Raw genomic sequence first — 19897 nt, forward strand, 5'->3', positions numbered from 1 at the left:
CCCTACCACTCCTCCTGGCCCGGGTAGAGCGGGAAGTCGGCGGCGAGCGCGGAGACCCTCGCGCGGAGGGCCTCGACGTCGGGGGCGGGTTTCAGCGCTGCCGCGATGATCTCCCCGACCTCGGTGAACTCGGTGGCACCGAAGCCGCGGGTGGCCAGGGCAGGGGTCCCGATCCGCAGGCCCGAGGTGACCATCGGCGGACGCGGGTCGAAGGGTACGGCGTTGCGGTTGACGGTGATGCCGACGGAGTGCAGCACGTCCTCCGCCTGCTGGCCGTCGAGGGTGGAGTTGCGCAGGTCGACGAGCACGAGGTGCACGTCGGTGCCGCCCGTGAGCACCGAGACGCCGTGCTCGGCGACGTCCGAGCCGGTGAGGCGCTCGGCGATGAGGCGGGCGCCCTCGAGGACACGCTCCTGGCGCTCCCTGAACTCCGGGGACCCGGCGATCCTGAAGGCAGTGGCCTTCCCGGCGATCACGTGCATGAGCGGGCCGCCCTGCTGTCCGGGGAAGACACTCGAGTTGAGCTTCTTGGCCCACTCCTGCTTCGCGAGGATGACACCGGAGCGCGGTCCGGCGAGCGTCTTGTGGACGGTGGAGGTGACGATGTCGGAGTGGGGCACCGGGTTCGGGTGCACTCCTGCGGCGACGAGACCGGCGAAGTGCGCCATGTCGGTCCAGAGGACCGCCCCCACCTCGTCGGCGATGGAGCGGAAGGCCGCGAAGTCGAGCCGGCGCGGGTAGGCGGACCAGCCGGCGATCAGGACCTGCGGCTTCTCCGCGCGCGCCTGCTCACGCACCCTGTCCATGTCGAGGCGGTGGGTGTCCTCCTCGACACCGTACGCGGCCACGGCGTACAGCTTGCCCGAGAAGTTGAGCTTCATCCCGTGCGTCAGGTGCCCGCCGTGGGCGAGCGAGAGACCCATGATCTTCTCGCCGGGCTTGATCATGGCCGACAGTGCGGCCGCGTTGGCCTGTGCGCCGGAGTGGGGCTGGACGTTCGCGAACTCCGCTCCGAAGAGTGCCTTCACCCGCTCGATCGCCAGATTCTCCGCGACGTCCACGTGCTCGCACCCGCCGTAGTACCGACGTCCCGGGTAGCCCTCGGCGTACTTGTTGGTGAGCACGCTGCCCTGGGCCTGGAGGACCGCCCGGGGAGCGAAGTTCTCGGAGGCGATCATCTCGAGGGTGTCCCGCTGCCGCGCGAGCTCGTCCCTGAGGACGGCCGCGATCTCGGGATCCACCTCCGACAGGGGTGCATCGGTGACGGAGTCCGCCGTGGTGGATCCGGACGTGGGCGAGGTGGTCATCGATCGATCCTTCTCTGGGTCGCGCATCGGCGCAGGCCTCGTGGCCGTGCTTGGACGTCGCCCTCATGCTAACCGCACCGCCCGACCGGCCGCGACAGGTGTCCATCCCGACGACGTCGCCTAGGCTGGCGCCATGGCTCACCTCATCACGTTCCGGGGCAGGACCCCCGTCATCGGCGACTCCGTGTTCACCGCCCCCACCGCGGCACTGATCGGCGACGTCACCGTCGGCGATTTCGCAAGCGTCTTCTACGGCGCCAGCGTCCGCGCGGATGCCGCCCCGATCCACATCGGCGAGGGCACGAATCTGCAGGACAACGTGGTGGTCCACGCCGACCCGGGATTCCCCGCGCGGATCGGGGATCGCGTCAGCGTGGGCCACAGCGCCGTGGTGCACGGGTGCACCGTCGAGGACGACTGCCTCATCGGCATGAGCGCCACCGTCATGAACGGCGCCGTGATCGGCTCCGGGTCGCTCGTGGCGGCGGGCGCCGTCGTGCTCGAGGGAACGGTCGTCCCGCCCCGCTCCCTCGTGGCCGGGGTACCGGCGAAGGTCCGGAGGGAGCTCACCGACAGCGAGGTGGAGGACGTCGGGGCCAATGCGGCCCACTACAGAGCATTGGCACAGGAGCATCGTGATGCGTTGACTTCTTGACGACAGGGGGAAGCTGCGCAACCCTGAGGTCATGCCCGCACGCCCCCTCCCGGACACACCGACCGCCAGCCCCAGAGTCCCCGGTGTATTTGATGTCCCCGGTGTCCCCGGTGTATCCGGTGTCCCCGGTGTGTCCGACGTGGCCGGCAGACCGGGATCGCAGTCGGCGTTGCGTCGGCAGAACCAGCAGCGCCTGGTCTCGGCGCTGAGGAGCGGCGGGTCCCAGACGCAGGCCGAGCTCGCGCGCCAGACCGGGCTGTCGACGGCCACGGTGTCGAACATCGTCAAGGCCCTCGCGTCGGTCGGCATCGTCAGCACGGAGCCGACCACGAGTTCCGGGCGCCGAGCCCTGTCGGTCACGCTTGAGGACGACGGTCAGGTGGCCGCCGGGATCGACGTGGGCCGGAGGCATCTGCGCGTCGTCCTGGCCGGCACGAGCCACAGCATCATCCGGGAGGCCTCGGTCCCGCTGCCCCCCGGCCACACCGCCGCGGACGGGCTCACCATCGCGGCGGACCTCCTCGACAGCCTGCTCGCCGAGGGCGGCATCCACCGGCGGGCCCTCCTCGGAGCAGGCGTGGGCATCCCCGGGCCGATCGACCGGAGGACGGGGACAGTGGTCGAGGGAGGCATCCTGCCGGAGTGGGTGGGGATCGACATCCGCGGCATGTTCCGGGACCGCCTGCAGATCCCGGTCCACATCGACAACGACGCCAACCTCGGCGCCCTCGCCCAGGTGAGCTGGGGCCCGCACCAGGCGGTTGCGAATCTGCTCTTCCTGAAGCTCGGTTCCGGCATCGGGGCGGGCCTCGTGCTCGACGGAGCGCTCTTCTACGGTCACGTCGGCATCACGGGGGAACTGGGACACACCACGATCAACGAGCACGGCGTCATCTGCCGGTGCGGCAATCGCGGGTGCCTCGAGACCGTGGCGTCGACGTCCACCATGATCGAGCTGCTGGGCCGGGGCACGCGGGAGCCGGTCGACACGCGGCAGATCGTGGAGCGGGCGCTCGCCGGGGAGACCGCGGTGCTGCGTGTGGTCGACGACGCAGGGGTCGCCGTCGGGAGGGCACTGGCGCACATGGCCAATCTCGTCAATCCCGAGACCATCGTGATCGGCGGCCCCCTCACGGATCTCGGCGAGATCCTGCTCGAGCCCGTCCGGCGCGGGCTCTCGCGCCACGCCGTCCCGATCGTCGGCGAGACGACCAACCTCTGCATGTCCTCGCTGGGTGACCGGGCCGAGGCACTCGGCGCCGCTGCCCTCGTCCTCGCCCGGGCAGGCCTGGCCCGGCCAAAGACCTGAGCGCCCGGGTCACGCAGCGGTAGCATTGCCTTCAACCATTGACGCCATGGCCATCCACCGTGTTCAATTCTTTCGGGCCAGTTTTGGCTCCACCTTCGACAGTGACGTCCTTGCGGGAGATTCGATGATCAACCACACCATCCTCGAGATGCGCTCCATCACCAAGGAGTTCCCCGGCGTCAAGGCACTGGCCGATGTCTCCATCGCGGTGAGATCGGGGGAGATCCACGCCATCTGCGGTGAGAACGGTGCCGGCAAGTCCACCCTGATGAAGGTCCTCTCGGGGCTGTACCCCTACGGCGAGTACTCGGGCGACATCATCTTCCAGGGCGAGCCGGTCCAGTTCAGGGACATCCGCTCCAGCGAGGCGGCCGGCATCGTGATCATCCACCAGGAGCTCGCCCTCATCCCCGAGCTGTCCATCGCGGAGAACATCTTCCTCGGGAACGAACCCACGCGCTTCGGTGCCATCAACTGGGACCTCGTCAATCGCACGGCACTCGAACTCCTGGCCCGCGTGGGCCTGAGCGAGGATCCCACCACGAAGGTCAAGGACATCGGCGTGGGCAAGCAGCAGCTCGTCGAGATCGCGAAGGCCCTCAACAAGTCGGTCAAACTGCTCATCCTCGACGAACCGACGGCAGCGCTCAACGAGTCGGACTCCCAGCATCTGCTCGATCTCATGGCGGGCCTGCGCTCCAAGGGGATCACGTGCATCATGATCTCGCACAAACTCAACGAGATCGAGCAGATCGCCGACTCGATCACCATCATCCGGGACGGGCGGTCCATCGAGACGCTCCACGTCAAGGACGACGGCGTGGACGAGGACCGCATCATCCGGGGCATGGTGGGCCGCTCGCTCGAATCCCGGTTCCCCGAGCACACCCCGTCCATCGGCGAGACGTTCTTCGAGGTCCGCAACTGGACCGTGGGCCACCCCTCGGTCCCCGACCGCCTCGTGTGCAAGAACTCCAGTTTCCACGTCCGTCGCGGAGAGATCGTCGGCTTCGCCGGGCTGATGGGCGCAGGGCGCACCGAGCTGGCCCGCTCGGTCTTCGGCCGCTCCTACGGCACCTATCGATCCGGCCGGATCGTCATGGACGGCAAGGAGATCACCCTCAGGACCGTGCCGCAGGCCATCGACGCCGGCCTCGCCTATGTGACGGAGGACCGGAAGTCGCTCGGCCTGAATCTGCTGGACGACATCAAGACCACCACGGTCTCGGCGGATCTGAGGAAGATCACGCGGGGTCTGGTGGTCGACCGGGACGAGGAGTTCCGCGTCGCCGAGGACTACCGCAAGTCCCTGCGGACCAAGACGCCGAGCGTCAACGAGGGTGTCGCCAAGCTCTCGGGCGGCAACCAGCAGAAGGTCGTGCTGGCGAAATGGATGTTCACCGATCCCGAGCTCCTGATCCTCGACGAGCCCACCCGCGGCATCGACGTCGGTGCCAAGTACGAGATCTACGGCATCATCCAGAAACTCGCGGACCAGGGCAAGGGCGTGATCGTCATCTCCTCGGAGCTGCCCGAACTGCTCGGACTCTCGGACCGCATCTACACGATCTTCGAGGGTGCCATCACGGGCGAACTGGACCGCCGCAACGCGAACCAGGAATCCCTCATGAAACTCATGACCGCCAGCAGGAAATCCGCCTGACCGAAGCCCCTAGGAAAGACACCATGAAATCCCTCAAACACCTCTTCGGCGGCAACACCCGCCAGTTCGGGATGATCTTCGCCCTGGTCGCGCTCGTCGTGTTCTTCCAGTGGCGCACGGGCGGCAAGACGCTCACGTCCGTGAACATGATGAATCTGTTCAACGGCAACTCCTACATCCTGATCCTGGCGATCGGCATGGTGCTCGTCATCATCGCCGGGCACATCGACCTCTCCGTGGGCTCGATCGCCGCGTTCGTCGGCATCGTCGTCGCGATCGCCATGCGGGACTGGGGCATCCCGTGGTACCTCGGTGTCCTCCTCGGGCTGGTCCTCGGCGCGCTGATCGGCATGTGGCAGGGCTTCTGGGTCGCGTACGTGGGCATACCGGCCTTCATCGTCACCCTGGCGGGCATGCTGTTGTTCCGGGGGGCCAACCAGCGGGTCGGCAACTCGCTCACCGTGCCCGTCCCCGAGGGCTTCCGGTATCTCGGCGCGGGCTACCTCCCCGAGATCGGTCCGACCACGGGCTACAACAACCTGACCCTGCTCATCGGCTTCGCCCTGGTGGCCTTCGTGGTCTACAACGAGTTCCGGGGGCGTCGCAGGCTCGAGAAGATCAACGCCCAGGTGCCTCCCAGCTGGGTCCCCGTGGTCAAGGTGGTCCTCCTCTCCGCCGTCATCCTCTACGCGACGTATCTCTTCGCGACGGGTCGCCCGGGCACCTCGTTCCCCGTCCCCGGCATCATCCTCGGGGTCCTCGTGATCATCTACGCGTTCGTCTCCAACAAGACGATCCTCGGTCGCCACGTCTACGCCGTCGGCGGCAACCGGCACGCAGCCGAACTGTCGGGGGTCAAGAGCAAGCGGGTGAACTTCATGGTCATGATGAACATGTCCGTCCTCGCCGCCCTCGCCGGCATGATCTTCGTGGGCCGCTCCACCGCCTCCGGGCCGTCCGATGGCGTCGGATGGGAACTCGACGCCATCGCCGCCGTGTTCATCGGCGGGGCCGCGGTCACCGGCGGCGTGGGCACCGTGGTCGGCTCCATCATCGGTGGCCTCGTCATGGCCGTCCTCAACAACGGCCTCCAGCTGCTCGGTGCGGGAGCGGACGACACGCAGATCATCAAGGGCCTCGTCCTGCTCGTCGCCGTCGCCTTCGACGTCTTCAACAAGAGCCAGGGCAAGCCCTCCATCATCGGGCTGCTCACCAGGAACCTCGGCGGAGGCGGCGGCACGCGGAAGGCCGATGCGGACGCTCCGGACCCGGCCCCCACCGAACAGGCCGTCGGGACCAAGGCAGTCATCTCCCACGACGTCTAGCCCCGGCCCCGGCCGGACACACAGACCCCCCACGCTCCACCCGTCCATCACAGAAAGAGAATGCAATGCGCACATTCGCACGATCCCTCGCAGCCATCGCTGCCATCTCGGCACTGACGCTGACAGGCTGCGGCCGTGAGGAAGCGGCCCCTGCCACCGACGACAGCAGCGCGGCGACCGGCGGCTTCGATGCCGGCGCCGCCATCGGCGTCGCCCTCCCGCAGAAGACCTCGGAGAACTGGGTCCTCGCGGAACAGCTCTTCAACGAAGGTCTCTCCGACGCCGGGTACGAGCCCGACGTCCAGTTCGCCAACAGCGGTGTCTCCGAGCAGCAGAACCAGATCAGCTCCATGATCACCAACGGCGTGAAGGTGCTCGTGGTCGGGGCGATCGACGGCGCCCAGCTCGGAACGCAGCTCCAGCAGGCCAAGGACGCCGGGATCACGGTCATCGCGTACGACCGCCTCCTGACCAACACGGAGAACGTGGACTACTACGTGGCCTACGACAACTTCCAGGTCGGCGAGCTCCAGGGCCAGGCCCTGCTCGACGGCATGGAGGCGGCCGATCCTGAGGGCCCCTACAATATCGAGCTCTTCGCCGGCTCGCCCGACGACGCCAACGCGAAGGTCTTCTTCGACGGTGCCATGAGCATCCTGCAGCCGGAGATCGACAACGGCGACGTCGTCGTCGTCTCGGGCCAGGAGACCTTCGACCAGGCCGTCACGCAGGGCTGGAAGGCCGAGAACGCGCAGAAGCGCATGGACACGCTCCTCTCCGGCAACTACGGCTCCACCGAGCTCGACGGGGTCCTCTCCCCCAACGACACCCTCGCCCGCGCCATCCTGACCTCCGTCGAAGGTGCCGGCAAGGAACTGCCCGTGGTCACGGGGCAGGACTCCGAGGTGGAGTCCGTGAAGTCGATCATGGCCGGCAAGCAGTACTCCACCATCAACAAGGACACGCGCGCACTCGTGGAGCACACCATCGAGATGGTGAACAACCTGCAGGCCGGCGAGGAACCCGAGATCAACGATCCCGACTCCTACGACAACGGCGTCAAGACCGTTCCCGCCTATCTCCTCGAGCCGCAGATCGTCACGAAGGAGAACGCCGCCGAGGCCTACGAGAACGACCCGACGCTCGCCGAGCTGACCAAGTAGTACGATCCACCGGCCTGCGGGCCGACCCACGGAGCGCCCCGGCCACCGGCCGGGGCGCTCCTGGCGTTCCGGGACACCGCCCGTCCTCGTCGGCGGACCCTACCGGCGTCGAGGATGGACGCCGGACCGGGCAGCCGCGAGGATGGTGCCATGAATCCCCACCGCATCGTCCCTGCCCCCTGCGCCAGAGCAGGCGCTCCGAGTCCCCTCGCCGCCACCGGCCGTCCCCTGAGGTGGGGCGTCGTCTCGACCGGCGGCATCGCGCAGAAGGTGACGGGAGATCTGGCCCTGCTCGAGGACTCCGTCCTCCACGCCGTCAGCTCCCGCAGCTCCGACAGCGCTGCCGCTTTCGCCGCCCGCTTCGGCTTCTCCAAGAGCTATGGGGACGACGGCGGGACGACCGGCTACCAGCGGCTCATGGACGATCCGGAGGTGGATGTCGTCTACATCGCCACTCCCCACGGCCAGCACTTCGAGGTGGCCCGGGCCGCGCTGGACGCCGGCAAGCACGTCCTGTGCGAGAAGGCCTTCACCATCAATGCGGCCGAGGCACAGGAGCTCGCCGACCTCGCGGCGGCGCGCGGGCTGTTCCTCATGGAGGCGGTCTGGACCCGATTCCTGCCGAGTGTCACCCGCGCCTGGGAGTTGATCGACGCCGGCGTGCTGGGCGAGATCCGGTGGATCCAGGCCGATCTCGGTTTCACGGCGCCGCAGGATCCCACCAGCCGCCTGTGGGATCCTGCGGCCGGCGGAGGAGCACTGCTCGACCTGACGGTCTATCCGCTGACCTGGGCCCTGGGGTCCCTCGGCTTCCCCGACGTGGTCGCGGCGGTCGGGAGCCTGAACGACGACGGCGTGGACGTCCAGAACGTCCTGACGCTGAGCTACGACAGCGGCGCCTTCGCCCAACTGTCGTCGTCGTTCGTCTCGTCCTGTCCCGGTCAGGCGACCATCAGCGGGTCGAAGGGGTGGCTGAGGACCGAAGGCAGGCTCAATAATCCCAGCGACCTCACGATCGTGGTGGACCAGGAGGAACCCCGCACCGAGCGCTTCGAGCAGATCGGCGCCGGCTACACCCACGAGCTCCGCGAGGTCACCCGCTGCGTGCAGGAGGGTCTGACCGAGAGCCCCACCATGCCCGTGGGCGACACCCTGCGGACCCTGCGCCTGTTCGACGACGCCCGCGCGCAGCTCGGCGTCCGGTATCCGAACGACGACGCCTGATCCTCCCACCGCCCACGCGTGATGCCCCTCCGCGCCCGAACGGTCCGGGCGCGGGGGGCCGGGCGCACCACCGGCCGGCCCAGCGCACTGGACCGGCCGGTGGTTCGTCCTAGGGTGTGGGGATCCTACGGCGTGAGGATCGCCAGGACCTCGGAGAGCTTCGCCGACGGACGCATCACCTGCGTGACCTTCTCGACGTCGGGGTGGAAGTACCCGCCGATGTCCGCGGGGGACCCCTGCACGGCGAGCAGCTCCGCCGCGATGGTGTCCTCGTTGCCGGTCAGGGCCTCGGCCACGCGTGAGAAGCTCTCCGCCAGCGCGGCATCCTGCTCCTGCCGCGCCAGTTCCTCGGCCCAGTAGCGGGCCAAGAAGTAGTGGCTGCCCCGGTTGTCGATCTCCCCGACCTTCCGGCTGGGCGACTTGTTCTCCAGCAGGAAGGTCCCCGTGGCGCGGTCCAGCGTGTCCGCGAGGATCTGGGCGCGCTCGTTGCCGGTGGTGGTGGCCAGGTGTTCGAAGCTGACGGCCAGGGCCAGGAACTCGCCCAGGCTGTCCCAACGCAGGTGGTTCTCCTTGACCAGCTGCTGCACGTGCTTCGGAGCCGATCCGCCGGCGCCGGTCTCGAAGAGTCCGCCGCCGTTCATGAGCGGCACCACCGAGAGCATCTTGGCGCTGGTCCCGAGCTCGAGGATGGGGAAGAGATCCGTCAGGTAGTCACGGAGCACATTGCCCGTGACGGAGATGGTGTCCTCGCCCCGGCGGAGCCGCTCGAGCGTGAACGCCGTGGCGTCCTCGGGCGTCATGATCTCGAGCGTCACGTCGTCGGTGGTGTGCTCCGCCAGGTACCCGGTGACCTTGGTGATGAGATTCGCGTCGTGTGCGCGGTGCTTGTCGAGCCAGAACACCGCCGGCGTCGCGGAGGCCCGGGCACGGGTCACGGCCAGCTTCACCCAGTCGAGGATCGCGGCGTCCTTGGTCTGGCAGGCGCGCCAGATGTCACCCGGGGAGACGTCGTGCTCGATCAGGACCGTGCCCTCGGCGTCGACCACCTGGACCTTGCCCTCCGACCGGACCTCGAAGGTCTTGTCGTGGCTGCCGTACTCCTCGGCGGCCTGGGCCATGAGGCCCACGTTCGGCACGGTGCCCATGGTGGTGGGATCGAAGGCCCCGTTGGCGCGGCAGTCGTCGACGACCACCTGGTACACCCCTGCGTAGCTGCTGTCGGGGATGACGGCGAGGGTGTCGGCCTCCTCGCCGTCGGGCCCCCACATGTGGCCGGAGCTGCGGATCATGGCCGGCATGGACGCGTCGACGATCACATCGCTGGGCACGTGCAGATTGGTGATGCCCCTGTCGGAATCGACCATGGCGAGGTCGGGGCCGTCGGCCATGCCCCTGTCGATGGCCTGCCGGACTCCCTCGCGGACGTCGTCGGGCAGCGTGTCGAGTCCGGCGAGGATCGAGGCCAGGCCGTTGTTCGGGCTCAGGCCGGCCGCGGCGAGCTGCTCGCCGTAGGTCTCGAAGAGCTCCGGCAGGAAGGCGCGGACCACGTGACCGAAGATGATCGGATCGGAGACCTTCATCATGGTGGCCTTCAGGTGCGCCGAGAAGAGCACGCCCTCCTCCTTGGCCCGGGCCACCTGCGCCTTCAGGAAGGCGTTCAGCGCACCGGCGCGCATGACCGTACCGTCGACCACCTCGCCCTCGAGCACCGGGAAGGAGCTCTTCAGCTCGGTGACGGCGCCGTCGGCCCCGAGGTGGCGGATGCTGATGCTGCCGTCCGCGGAGATGATCACGGACTGCTCGTTGGAGCGGAAGTCGTCGCTCGTCATGTGCGCCACGTTGGTCTTCGACTCCGGTGTCCAGGCACCCATGCTGTGGGGATTCTGGCGCGCGTAGTTCTTCACCGAGGCCGGCGCGCGGCGATCCGAGTTGCCCTCGCGGAGCACGGGGTTCACGGCGCTGCCCTTGACCCGGTCGTAGCGCGCGCGGATCTCCCGCTCGGCGTCCGTGGTCGGGTGGTCCGGATAGTCCGGCAGGGCGTAGCCCTGGCCCTGGAGCTCTGCGACGGCGGCCTTGAGCTGCGGCACGGAGGCGCTGATGTTGGGCAGCTTGATGATGTTGGCCTGCGGCGTCTTCGCCAGGGCGCCGAGCTCGGCGAGCGCATCGGCTTGTCGCTGGTCCTCGGTGAGGTGGTCGCCGAAGAGCGCGATGATGCGGCCCGAGAGCGAGATGTCCCGCACTTCGACCTCCACACCTGCCGTGGAGGCGAACGCCTCGATGATCGGCAGGAACGAGTAGGTGGCCAGCATCGGCGCTTCGTCGGTGTGGGTGTAGATGATCGTGGACATGGGCGGCATCTCCTGCGGTGCGTTGCGGTGAGCGGTCTGGTGGGGCGAACCCGTCGGCTCCAACCTATCGCGTCGCCCGCAGGCGGGCGGCCCGGGACGCAGGCGGGGTGAGGTGGGAGGGCAGGTCGGCTGGCGGCCGGGCAGGCCGGAGGGCAGGCGGACGTCAGTGGTGGAAGTGGCGTGCCCCGGTGAGGTACAGCGTCACTCCCGCCGCGTTCGCCGCGTCGATCACTTCCTGGTCGCGGACCGACCCGCCGGGCTGCACGACGGCGCGGACGCCGGCGTCGAGCAGGAGCTGCAGTCCGTCGGCGAAGGGGAAGAAGGCATCGGAGGCGGCCACGGAGCCACGTGCCCGTTCGGAATCGGTGAGCGTGTTCGCCCGCTCGACGGCGAGGCGGCAGGAATCCACCCGGTTGACCTGTCCCATGCCGATACCCACCGAGGCACCGTCGCGGGCGAGCAGGATGGCGTTGGACTTCACGGCGCGGCACGCCGTCCAGGCGAAGGCGAGATCCGCGAGCGTGGCGTGGTCGCCGGGCTCGCCGGCGGCCAGGGTCCAGGCGGAGGGGTCGTCGCCGTCGGCCTGCAGCGTGTCCGCGACCTGCATGAGCACTCCCCCGGACACCTGGCGGAACTCCACGGGGTTCCGGCCGTAGCCCTCGGGGAGGGTCAGCAGGCGGAGGTTCTTCTTCCGGCTCAGGATCTCCACGGCGTCGGCGGAGAACGACGGCGCGATCACGACCTCCGTGAAGATGTCCTGCACCGTCTCGGCCATGCCGGCGGTAACCTCGCGATTGGCGGCGATCACCCCGCCGAACGCCGAGACCGGGTCGCAGGCGTGCGCGCGGGCATGCGCGTCCGCGATCGGGTCCTGGGCGTCGGTCGAGCCGACGGCGACGCCGCACGGATTGGCGTGCTTGACGATCGCCACGGCCGGTTCGTCGAAGTCGAAGACCGCGCGGAGTGCCGCGTCGGCGTCCACCACGTTGTTGTAGCTCAGGGCCTTGCCGTGGAGCTGGTCCGCCTGGGCGATGCCCGGCACGGCCCCCTGCTCCACGTAGAGGGCCGCCTGCTGGTGCGGGTTCTCGCCGTACCGCAGCACCTCGGAGCGCTCCAGCGCCAGGCCCGCGTAGCCCGGCCACGTCACCTCACCGCTCGCGTCGTCCTCCACGTCGAGGTGCTCCGCCGTCCAGGCGGCCACCGCCGTGTCGTAGGCGGCGGTGTGCGCGAACGCGCGTGCCGCAAGCCGGCGTCGGGCCCCCAGCCCGAAGCCGCCCTCACCGGCTGCCGTGACCACGTCGCCGTACCGTGCCGGGTCGACCACGACGGCGACGGACGGGTGGTTCTTCGCCGCGGAGCGGACCATCGCAGGTCCGCCGATGTCGATCTGCTCGACGACGGCGTCGGGCTGCGCACCCGAGCGCACCGTCTCCACGAAGGGGTAGAGATTGACGACGACGAGATCGAACGCCTCGATGCCCAGGTCGGCGAGCTGCTCCACGTGCTCGGGACGCCGCCGATCGGCGAGGATGCCCGCGTGCACGCTCGGGTGCAGCGTCTTCACGCGCCCGTCGAGCGTCTCCTGGAAGCCGGTCACCTCGGACACCTCGGTCACAGGGACGCCTGCGGCGGCGATCCGCTGCGCCGTCGACCCGGTGGAGACGATGGACACACCGGCGCGGTGCAGGCCCTGCGCAAGCTCCTCCAGGCCGGTCTTGTCGAAGACCGAGATCAGGGCTCGGCGGATGGGTACACGGTCCAGCTGGTCAGGGCTCACGCGGGTCTCCGTCACTAGGGCGTCGTGGGGGCTCGGACGAGTCTATCGGTGCGGGTGCCCTGCAGGGATTGCCGCCGTGCGAACGGCTACGTCGCCAGGTCAGGCTCCAGGTGGAGGTACCGGCCTCGGTAGAACAGCAGCGGATCACCGGAACGGTGGATCCCCAGTCCCTGCACCGACGCCACCACGATGGTGTGGTCGCCGCCGTCGTGCTCCGCCTGCAGGTCGCAGTCCAGCGAAGCGAGGATTCCCGGCAGGCGGGGGGACCCGTTCGGTGACACCGTCCACTCCACACCGGCGAACCGGTCCACACCGGACCGGGCGAAGGTCGTGGACAGCACCTCGTTGCCCGCGGACAGGATGTTGATGGTGAATCTGCCCACGCGCCTGATGCGCGGCCAGGAGGACGACGTCCGCGCCGGCGAGAACGTGACCAGCGGCGGATCCAGCGACAGCGAACTGAAGGACTGGCAGGTGAATCCGAGCGGCCCCTCCGCGCCCAGCGCGGTGATCACCGTAACACCGGTCCCGAAATGTCCCACCACGTCGCGGAACGTGCGCTGGTCGACGACGCCGGGACGGGCCTGTGGAACGGCTGATGTGGTCATGACTCGTCCTTGCCCGACGTGCCGGGCGTCCCGGGTGCCATCAGGACGCAACGGCATGGTCGCCGACCCGGAACCGGCTGCCCCTGTGGTCCGGGGGAAGCCTGTCCCCGGCCCCGAAGAGCTTGTTCCGCAGCGTCCCGGGCTGATACTCCTCCGGATAGGCGCCACGGCTGCGCAGCTCGGGCACCACGTACTCCACGATGTCCTCGAAGGTACCGGGCGTGATGGCGTACGCCAGATTGAAGCCGTCCACGTCCGTCTCCTCGACCCAGGAGATCAGTTCCTCCGCCACCTCGGCACCCGAGCCGACCAGCCGCGGACCGAGCCCGCCGATCCCCGCCCGCTCGACGATGTCGCGCAGCGTCCAGACATGGCCGTCGTCGTTGCTCTGCTGCAGGTTCGCGACGGCCGACTGGATGGCATTCGACTTCACGTCGCCGATGGGCGCATCGAGGTCGTACTGCGAGAGGTCGATCCCCATCCACCCGGAGAGCAGCACCAGGGCACCCTCGTGGCTGGCGTACTCCTTGTAGTCCTCGTGCTTGGCCTCGGCCGCCTCGGGTGTGGCACCCGTGATCACCGTGAGCAGCGTGTAGATGCGGACCGAGTACCGGTCCCGGCCCTCGGCCTCGACGGCGTCGCGGATCCTCGCCACGGTGTCCCGCAGGATCGCCGTGGTGGGCGAGGCGACGAAGACGGCCTCGGCGTTCCCCGCGGCGAACTCGATTCCCCGGGACGAGGCACCCGCCTGGAAGATCACCGGCGTCCGCTGCGGCGACGGCTCGCTGAGGTGGATGCCGGGGACCTGGAAGAACCTGCCGTCGTGGGCGATGCCGTGGACCTTCGAGGGATCCGTGAACACACCCGTCGACCGGTCGCGGACGACGGCGTCGTCCTCCCAGGACCCCTCCAGCAGCTTGTAGACCACCTCGAGGTACTCGTCCGCGTGGTCGTAGCGCTCGTCATGCTCGAGCTGGTCCTCGTTACCCATGTTCCGTGCTGCCGACGGCAGGTAGCCGGTCACCACGTTCCAGCCCACGCGACCATTGGTCAGGTGGTCGAGCGTGGAGAGCCGCCGCGCGAACGGATACGGATGCTCGTAGGCAGTGCCTGCGGTCACACCGAACCCGAGGTGCTCGGTCACCAGCGCCATGGCGGAGACGAGGAGGAACGGGTCGTTCACGGGCACCTGCGTACCCTGCCGCAGCGCCGCGTCGCTGGATCCGCCGTAGGTGTCGTAGGTGCCCAGCACGTCGGCGATGAAGAGGCCGTCGAAGAGGCCCTTCTCCAGGGTCCTGGCCAGGTCGGCCCAGTAGCGCAGGTCCTTGTACCGCCACGACTGGTCGTCGGGATGGCGCCAGAGTCCGGGCGACTGGTGGCCCACGCAGTTCATGTCGAAGGCGTTGAACCGGATGTGCCGACGCTGCTGTGGGCTGTCGGTGGACGCATGAGTCATCAGGAAGATCCTCTCCATCGGTCCTGGCAGTAGCACCCTGAGCAGGATTTCTCCTGTCATGGTTGCTGCGGCGTCACAGAGCCAGATCTCTCGGCCGCTCGGGATGGTTACGGACACAGTCCACACCACAGTGGGCCGCGCGTAAACAGGTGTCCGTCACATGTCGTAACGCGCCCATCCGGACAACGTCGCTCCCCGGCGTCCTTCACGGTCCCTGCGGAAGGACGAAGGTGCAGCCGCGCAGCGGTACAGTTCTCGCAGGAACCCGCCCCTTCACGAAGGCATCATGAGCATCAATACTCAGCTACCCACAGGCGACCAGGTGGTCCAGGAGCTCCCCTGGCGCTGGAGGGTCCAGGGCAAGATCTTCCTCATCGGTGGTCTCGGCTTCATGTTCGACGCCTGGGACGTGACCCTCAACGCCTATCTGATCCCCCTGCTGATCGGGGACTGGGGCATCTCCCCCGGCCAGGCTGCCTGGATCGCGACGTCGAACCTGATCGGCATGGCCGTCGGCGCCTTCGTGTGGGGTTCCGTGGCGGATCTGATCGGGCGGAAGAAGGCGTTCACGCTCACGCTCCTCGTGTTCTCCGTCTTCACGGTCCTCGGCGCGTTCTCCCCGGACATCCTCTGGTTCTGCGCCTTCCGGTTCCTCGCCGGCTTCGGCCTCGGCGGCTGCATCCCGGTGGACTACGCGCTCGTGGGCGAGTTCACCCCCCGGCGCCAGCGCGGCCGCGTCCTCACCGCCATGGACGCGTGGTGGCCCATCGGCGCCTTCCTCTGCGGTGTGGTGACGACGGCGGTGGTCGGCACCACCGGCGACTGGCGGTACGCGATGCTCGTGATGGTCCTCCCCGCGCTGCTGGTGTTCTGGGTCCGCCGCGGCGTCCCGGAGTCCCCCCTCTTCCTCGTGCAGCGCGGCCGCCCGGAGGAGGCCCGCGCCGTCATCGACGAGCTCGTGGAGCGCACCGGCGGCGAGCAGCGGTCGTGGCGCCTGCCCGATCCGGAGCAGACACCCAAGCTCTCCCTCGGGAACGTCTCGAACCAGCTCACGGGACTGTGGCGCTACAACTGGCGCATCACCCTGACGGCCTGGAGCCTGTTCCTGACCATCCTCCTCGTGTACTACGGGGCGCTGACCTGGATGCCGCGGATCCTCATCAGTTCCGGGTACGCGCAGTCGGTCGCCTTCATCACCACCACCTTCATGACGGGCGTGGGTTTCCTCGGCGTCGTCGCGGCGGCCCTCCTCGTGGAACGCGTGGGGCGCAAGTGGCTCCTGGCCATCACCGGGCCGGGCTCGGCCCTCCTCCTGGTCGCCTTCGCCCTGACCCTGGACCTGCCGATGGTCGCGACGGCGTGGCTGCTGGCCTTCGGCCTCGTGGTCCAGGTGGCCATCCCCGTGCTCTACACCTACGTCTCGGAGCTGTATCCCACCGAACTGCGGGCGAGCGGTTTCGGCTGGGCCTCGACCATCTCCCGCATCGGGGCGGGTCTGGTCCCGCTGATCTTCGGCACCCTGCTCTGGCCCTACCTGGGTCTGCCGCTCACGTTCGCGATCATCGGCGGCCTGGTGCTCCTCGCCGTGCTCTTCATGGCCTTCAACGCCCCCGAGACGCGGCGCGCCAGACTGGACTGATCCCCGGGGGAACGGGTCCCTAGAGCCAGCGGTTGCGCCGGAACGCCCAGTACAGGCCGGCACCGAGCGCGATCATGAGGACGATCGCGAACGGGTATCCGAGCCGCCAGTGCAGCTCGGGCATCAGGTCGAAGTTCATGCCGTAGATCGAGGCGATCAGGGTCGGCGCGAAGAGGATGGCGGCCCAGGAGGAGATGCGCTTGACCTGCTCGCCCTGCGTCAGCGACGTCTCGGTCAGGCGCGTCATCTCCTCGTTCTGCCGCTGGGCCACGAGCGTGGAGTGCACGGTCAGGGCGTTCTGCAGCAGCGTGCGGAAGGTGTTGATGCGCTCGACCACGCGGATCACGTGGTCCTGGACGTCGCGCAGATTCCGCGCGAGCTCGTCGTCCATCCGGTACTTCGAGGCGCCGCCGAGCAGCCCGTCCAGCATGTCCTGCAGCGGCTGGGTGGCCCGCTGGAACTCGATGACCTCACGGTGGAGCTGGTAGATCCGCCGTGAGACGTCCGGCGCTCCCCCGAACAGGTCGTTCTCGATCTCGTCGACGTCGTTCTCGAGCCCCTGGACCACGGGCCGGTACTCGTCCACCACCTGGTCGAGCAGCGCGTACAGGACGGCCTGCGGGCCGGCGGCGAGCAGTTCGGGATCGGCCTCGAGCCTGCGCCGCACCACACCGAGATCGGGTGATTCGGCGTGGCGGATGGTGACGACGAAGTCCTGCCCGATGAACAGGTGCAGCTCACCGAACTCCACCTTCTCCTCGGCGTCGAGATAGCGTGCCGGCCGCAGGACCACGAACAGCGTGTCGCCGTAGCGCTCCAGCTTGGCCCGCTGGTGGCCCTTGGTGGCGTCCTCGACGGCGAGGGGATGCAGACCGAACTCGGCCTCGACGGCAGCGATCTCCCCGGCATCGGGCCGGTAGAGGCCGATCCACGCCATCCCGCCGCTCTCACGCATGAGCTCGAAGGTCCGGTCGAGGTCCTCGGGCGCGATCCGCTTCTTCCCGTCCACGTAGACGGCGTTGGTGATCAGTGGCATCTCAGGCTCCCGTACCCGTGGTGCGTGCGGCGAGGTCGGCGAGCGTCGCGAGGAGCAGCCGGCGCTCCTCGACCTTGATGCGCTCGTGCAGCGTCTGCTCGGTGTCGTCGGGCAGGACGGCGACGGCGGCCTGGGCGAGGATGGGGCCGGTGTCCACGCCGGCGTCGGCGATCATGACCGTGCATCCCGTGACCCTGACGCCGTGCGCCAGGGCGTCACGCACCGCGTGGGCGCCGGGGAAGTTCGGCAGGAGGGCGGGGTGGGTGTTGAGGTAGCGGTCCGGGAAGCGGTCCAGGAACTGCTGGTCCACGATCCGCATGAAGCCCGAGGACACCACGTAGTCCGGTGCGTACCCGGCGACGGCGTCGGCGAGCGCCCGGTTCCACTCCGGGCGCTGCGGGTACTCCCGGAAGTCGACCTCGAAGGTGGGGATCCCGGCGTCGGCCGCCCGCCGCACGCCCCCGGTCCCGGTCCGGTCCGCACCGACGGCGGCGACGGTGACGGGCAGGGAGCCGTCGGCGACCGCGTCGATCACGGCCTGGAGGTTCGACCCGCTGCCGGAGACGAGGACTACGATGCGCATGGATCAACCTTAGGGTCTGCCCTCGCCTAGGGTTGAACCATGCCGACGGAGACCAGATGACGCAGCAGGACACGGGACGGGGCGGGCCGGACCGCTCCGGGAACGGGCGGCAGGAGCCCGACGACGTCGTCGCCTCGCGCCGCACGTCCGCCCGGCTGTGGCTGCGCCTGTTCGGACTGGCGCTCCTCGGGGCCGTGCTGCTGGGATCCCTGGCGCTGCCGTGGAAGGTGCTCACGCTCGTGCTCTCGGTGTTCGCCGTGGCCGCCGGCGTGGTCGCCCTGATCAAGGTGATCGGTGCGAAGCTGCCCCGCCTCGTGCTGCTGGCCACCTCGATCGGCCTCGTGTCGGCCGTCTTCCTGACGGTGGGGACGGCCGTGTCGGTGCTGCTCTGGCCCGTCACGCAGCACTATGAGGAGTGCATGTCGCGCGCGCTGACCTTGCAGGCCAGGAGTGACTGCGAGGACGCGCTGCGGAGGTTCGAGACCGCGGGCTGACGCCTCGGCGTCAGCGACGCCGGGGCTGCCGCTCCAGCAGCGGCCCGGCGGCGTGACCGAGGACGGCGCCCACCGCGACCTCGAGCGCGAGCCATGCTCCGAGCAGGAGCGGGTCGGGGCCGAGCTCCGTGAACCGTCCGAGTCCCAGCGAGGCACGCGAGACGAGTGCCACGAGGACGCCGCCGAGCCCTGCCGTGAGCCCGATGAGCACGGCGAGCGCCAGGGTGGACGCCGTCGCCGTCAGCCACCGCAGCCGGCTCCTGAGGACGAGCCACTCGTCGAGGTGATTCTCCCCCTCCCGGAAGAACCACCACCCGGCGAGGGCCCCGGCGAGGACGGGGACGGCCAGGGCGGCGTACCCGTAGTCGAGCGTGCCCGCGGGCAGCGCCCCGAGGACGGGGATGGCCGGCAGGGGTCCCACGGTGCTCGCCAGCGGCGTGAGGGAGCTGCCGGTCCCCAGGGCGAACCCGGCGCCGGTGGTCCAGGACATGGTCCAGAGCACCAGATTGGGCAGGAAGCCCAGCTGGAGCAGGGTCAGGACGGAGGCCCCAACGACCCCGCCGTCGAGCCGCTCGTAGATGGCGGCGATCCCCGCCCAGTTCAGCCCGATCGTCACCGCCAGCAGGGCGGCCGAGAGGCCCGCCGCCACGAGCACGGCGAGGGCGCCCGAGCGCAGGACGGACCAGGCGTAGGACCCCGCCCAGCGGGAGGGCTGGCTCGCGCGGTCCACGGCTGCCGCGAGGTCCACCCCGACCACCCGGCTCCAGGTGCCGGCACCGCGGTGTGCTCCCGCGATCAGCCCCACACCCGCGGACACCGGCGGGACGAGCGCTCCAGTCACCAGCGAGGCGCCGGCGTCGGGCGTGCTCGACAGGTGGGCCACCCCCATGCCGGCCGCGGCGTAGGTCAGGAGGGCACCGAGCAGGCCCTGCCAGAGCTGGTCCGAGGAAGCCCGCGCCAACCGGCGTCCGGCACGCCGGGCCAGCAGCAGCGGTACGAGGACCAGGCCGAGGGGGATCACGTGCAGCAGACCCGCCACCGCGTCGTCCCCCGCGACGGCCGGGGGGAAGCGGAGGACCAGGGGCACCCCGTGCATCACGAGCCACCCCTGGCCGGCCAGCCGGGCGACGGAGTCGACGGAGCGGTCGGCAAGACCTCCGGAGAGCCAGACGGCGGCGACCGGGACGATCACGACCAGCGCCGAGATCAGGGCGGCCTGCCCGAGCTCCAGCGCGCCCTGCAGCCACAGGGGCATCGGGAGGGTACGGGGTTTGGTGGGGAGTTTCATCCCCTCCATGGTGCCATCGGCG

At 69.3% G+C, this 19897-nt stretch carries 16 protein-coding genes and 1 riboswitch; of the genes, 8 read left to right on the plus strand and 8 right to left on the minus strand.

The window, feature by feature from the left end; genetic code table 11:
- Positions 1-2 precede the first annotated feature (2 nt).
- On the minus strand, positions 3-1307 hold the full coding sequence (gene glyA, locus Q0747_RS08715) for a serine hydroxymethyltransferase (protein ID WP_298253622.1): 1305 nt from the start codon (positions 1305-1307) through the stop codon (positions 3-5).
- Between the two features lie 133 nt (positions 1308-1440).
- On the opposite strand from glyA, the gene Q0747_RS08720 reads away from it, so the two are divergent.
- From Q0747_RS08720 to Q0747_RS08745, 6 genes are all read left to right on the plus strand, one after another.
- The gene (locus Q0747_RS08720) at positions 1441-1962 is read left to right on the plus strand and encodes a gamma carbonic anhydrase family protein (RefSeq protein ID WP_298253624.1); all 522 of its coding nucleotides are present in this window, start codon (positions 1441-1443) and stop codon (positions 1960-1962) included.
- A gap of 139 nt (positions 1963-2101) precedes the next feature.
- Positions 2102-3271 carry an ROK family protein gene (locus Q0747_RS08725; RefSeq protein ID WP_298253627.1) on the plus strand — a complete coding sequence of 390 codons (1170 nt, stop codon included), beginning with the start codon at positions 2102-2104 and terminating at the stop codon, positions 3269-3271.
- A 124-nt stretch (positions 3272-3395) separates the two neighbouring features.
- The gene (gene mmsA / locus Q0747_RS08730) at positions 3396-4934 is read left to right on the plus strand and encodes a multiple monosaccharide ABC transporter ATP-binding protein (RefSeq protein ID WP_298253778.1); all 1539 of its coding nucleotides are present in this window, start codon (positions 3396-3398) and stop codon (positions 4932-4934) included.
- Positions 4935-4957: 23 nt separating this feature from the next.
- A complete protein-coding gene (gene mmsB, locus Q0747_RS08735; RefSeq protein WP_298253629.1) occupies positions 4958-6259 on the plus strand; it encodes a multiple monosaccharide ABC transporter permease in 1302 nt (433 codons plus the stop codon).
- 65 nt (positions 6260-6324) lie between these two features.
- Entirely contained in the window at positions 6325-7422 is a 1098-nt protein-coding gene (locus Q0747_RS08740; RefSeq protein ID WP_298253631.1) for a sugar-binding protein, read from the plus strand.
- 150 nt (positions 7423-7572) lie between these two features.
- Entirely contained in the window at positions 7573-8646 is a 1074-nt protein-coding gene (locus Q0747_RS08745) for a Gfo/Idh/MocA family protein (RefSeq protein WP_298253633.1), read from the plus strand.
- Between the two features lie 125 nt (positions 8647-8771).
- Here the strand turns inward: Q0747_RS08745 and Q0747_RS08750 are convergent, their stop codons facing one another.
- From Q0747_RS08750 to Q0747_RS08765, 4 genes are all read right to left on the minus strand, one after another.
- A complete protein-coding gene (locus Q0747_RS08750; protein ID WP_298253635.1) occupies positions 8772-10994 on the minus strand; it encodes an NADP-dependent isocitrate dehydrogenase in 2223 nt (740 codons plus the stop codon).
- Positions 10995-11157: 163 nt separating this feature from the next.
- Complete coding sequence (gene purH, locus Q0747_RS08755) at positions 11158-12771, minus strand: bifunctional phosphoribosylaminoimidazolecarboxamide formyltransferase/IMP cyclohydrolase (protein ID WP_298253636.1); 1614 nt, start codon at positions 12769-12771, stop codon at positions 11158-11160.
- A gap of 86 nt (positions 12772-12857) precedes the next feature.
- On the minus strand, positions 12858-13379 hold the full coding sequence (locus Q0747_RS08760) for a flavin reductase family protein (RefSeq protein WP_298253638.1): 522 nt from the start codon (positions 13377-13379) through the stop codon (positions 12858-12860).
- Positions 13380-13419: 40 nt separating this feature from the next.
- Entirely contained in the window at positions 13420-14835 is a 1416-nt protein-coding gene (locus Q0747_RS08765; RefSeq protein ID WP_298253640.1) for an LLM class flavin-dependent oxidoreductase, read from the minus strand.
- A gap of 11 nt (positions 14836-14846) precedes the next feature.
- Positions 14847-14945: riboswitch (SAM riboswitch) on the minus strand.
- A 176-nt stretch (positions 14946-15121) separates the two neighbouring features.
- Between Q0747_RS08765 and Q0747_RS08770 the strand changes: the two genes are divergently transcribed.
- Positions 15122-16474: an MFS transporter gene (locus tag Q0747_RS08770; RefSeq protein ID WP_298253642.1), complete on the plus strand. Its 1353-nt coding sequence runs from the start codon at positions 15122-15124 to the stop codon at positions 16472-16474.
- A gap of 19 nt (positions 16475-16493) precedes the next feature.
- Here Q0747_RS08770 and corA read toward each other — a convergent pair whose 3' ends face one another.
- Both corA and purN read right to left on the minus strand, forming a co-directional pair.
- On the minus strand, positions 16494-17510 hold the full coding sequence (gene corA, locus Q0747_RS08775) for a magnesium/cobalt transporter CorA (RefSeq protein ID WP_298253644.1): 1017 nt from the start codon (positions 17508-17510) through the stop codon (positions 16494-16496).
- Position 17511: 1 nt separating this feature from the next.
- Complete coding sequence (purN, locus tag Q0747_RS08780) at positions 17512-18093, minus strand: phosphoribosylglycinamide formyltransferase (RefSeq protein WP_298253646.1); 582 nt, start codon at positions 18091-18093, stop codon at positions 17512-17514.
- A gap of 56 nt (positions 18094-18149) precedes the next feature.
- Here purN and Q0747_RS08785 point away from each other — a divergent pair, with 56 nt between their 5' ends.
- Entirely contained in the window at positions 18150-18587 is a 438-nt protein-coding gene (locus tag Q0747_RS08785) for a hypothetical protein (protein ID WP_298253648.1), read from the plus strand.
- Positions 18588-18597: 10 nt separating this feature from the next.
- Here Q0747_RS08785 and Q0747_RS08790 read toward each other — a convergent pair whose 3' ends face one another.
- Positions 18598-19875: a DUF6350 family protein gene (locus Q0747_RS08790; protein ID WP_298253780.1), complete on the minus strand. Its 1278-nt coding sequence runs from the start codon at positions 19873-19875 to the stop codon at positions 18598-18600.
- Between the last annotated feature and the right edge of the window lie 22 nt (positions 19876-19897).

This window comes from uncultured Arthrobacter sp. (assembly GCF_947493765.1).
Lineage (GTDB): Bacteria > Actinomycetota > Actinomycetes > Actinomycetales > Micrococcaceae > Arthrobacter_D.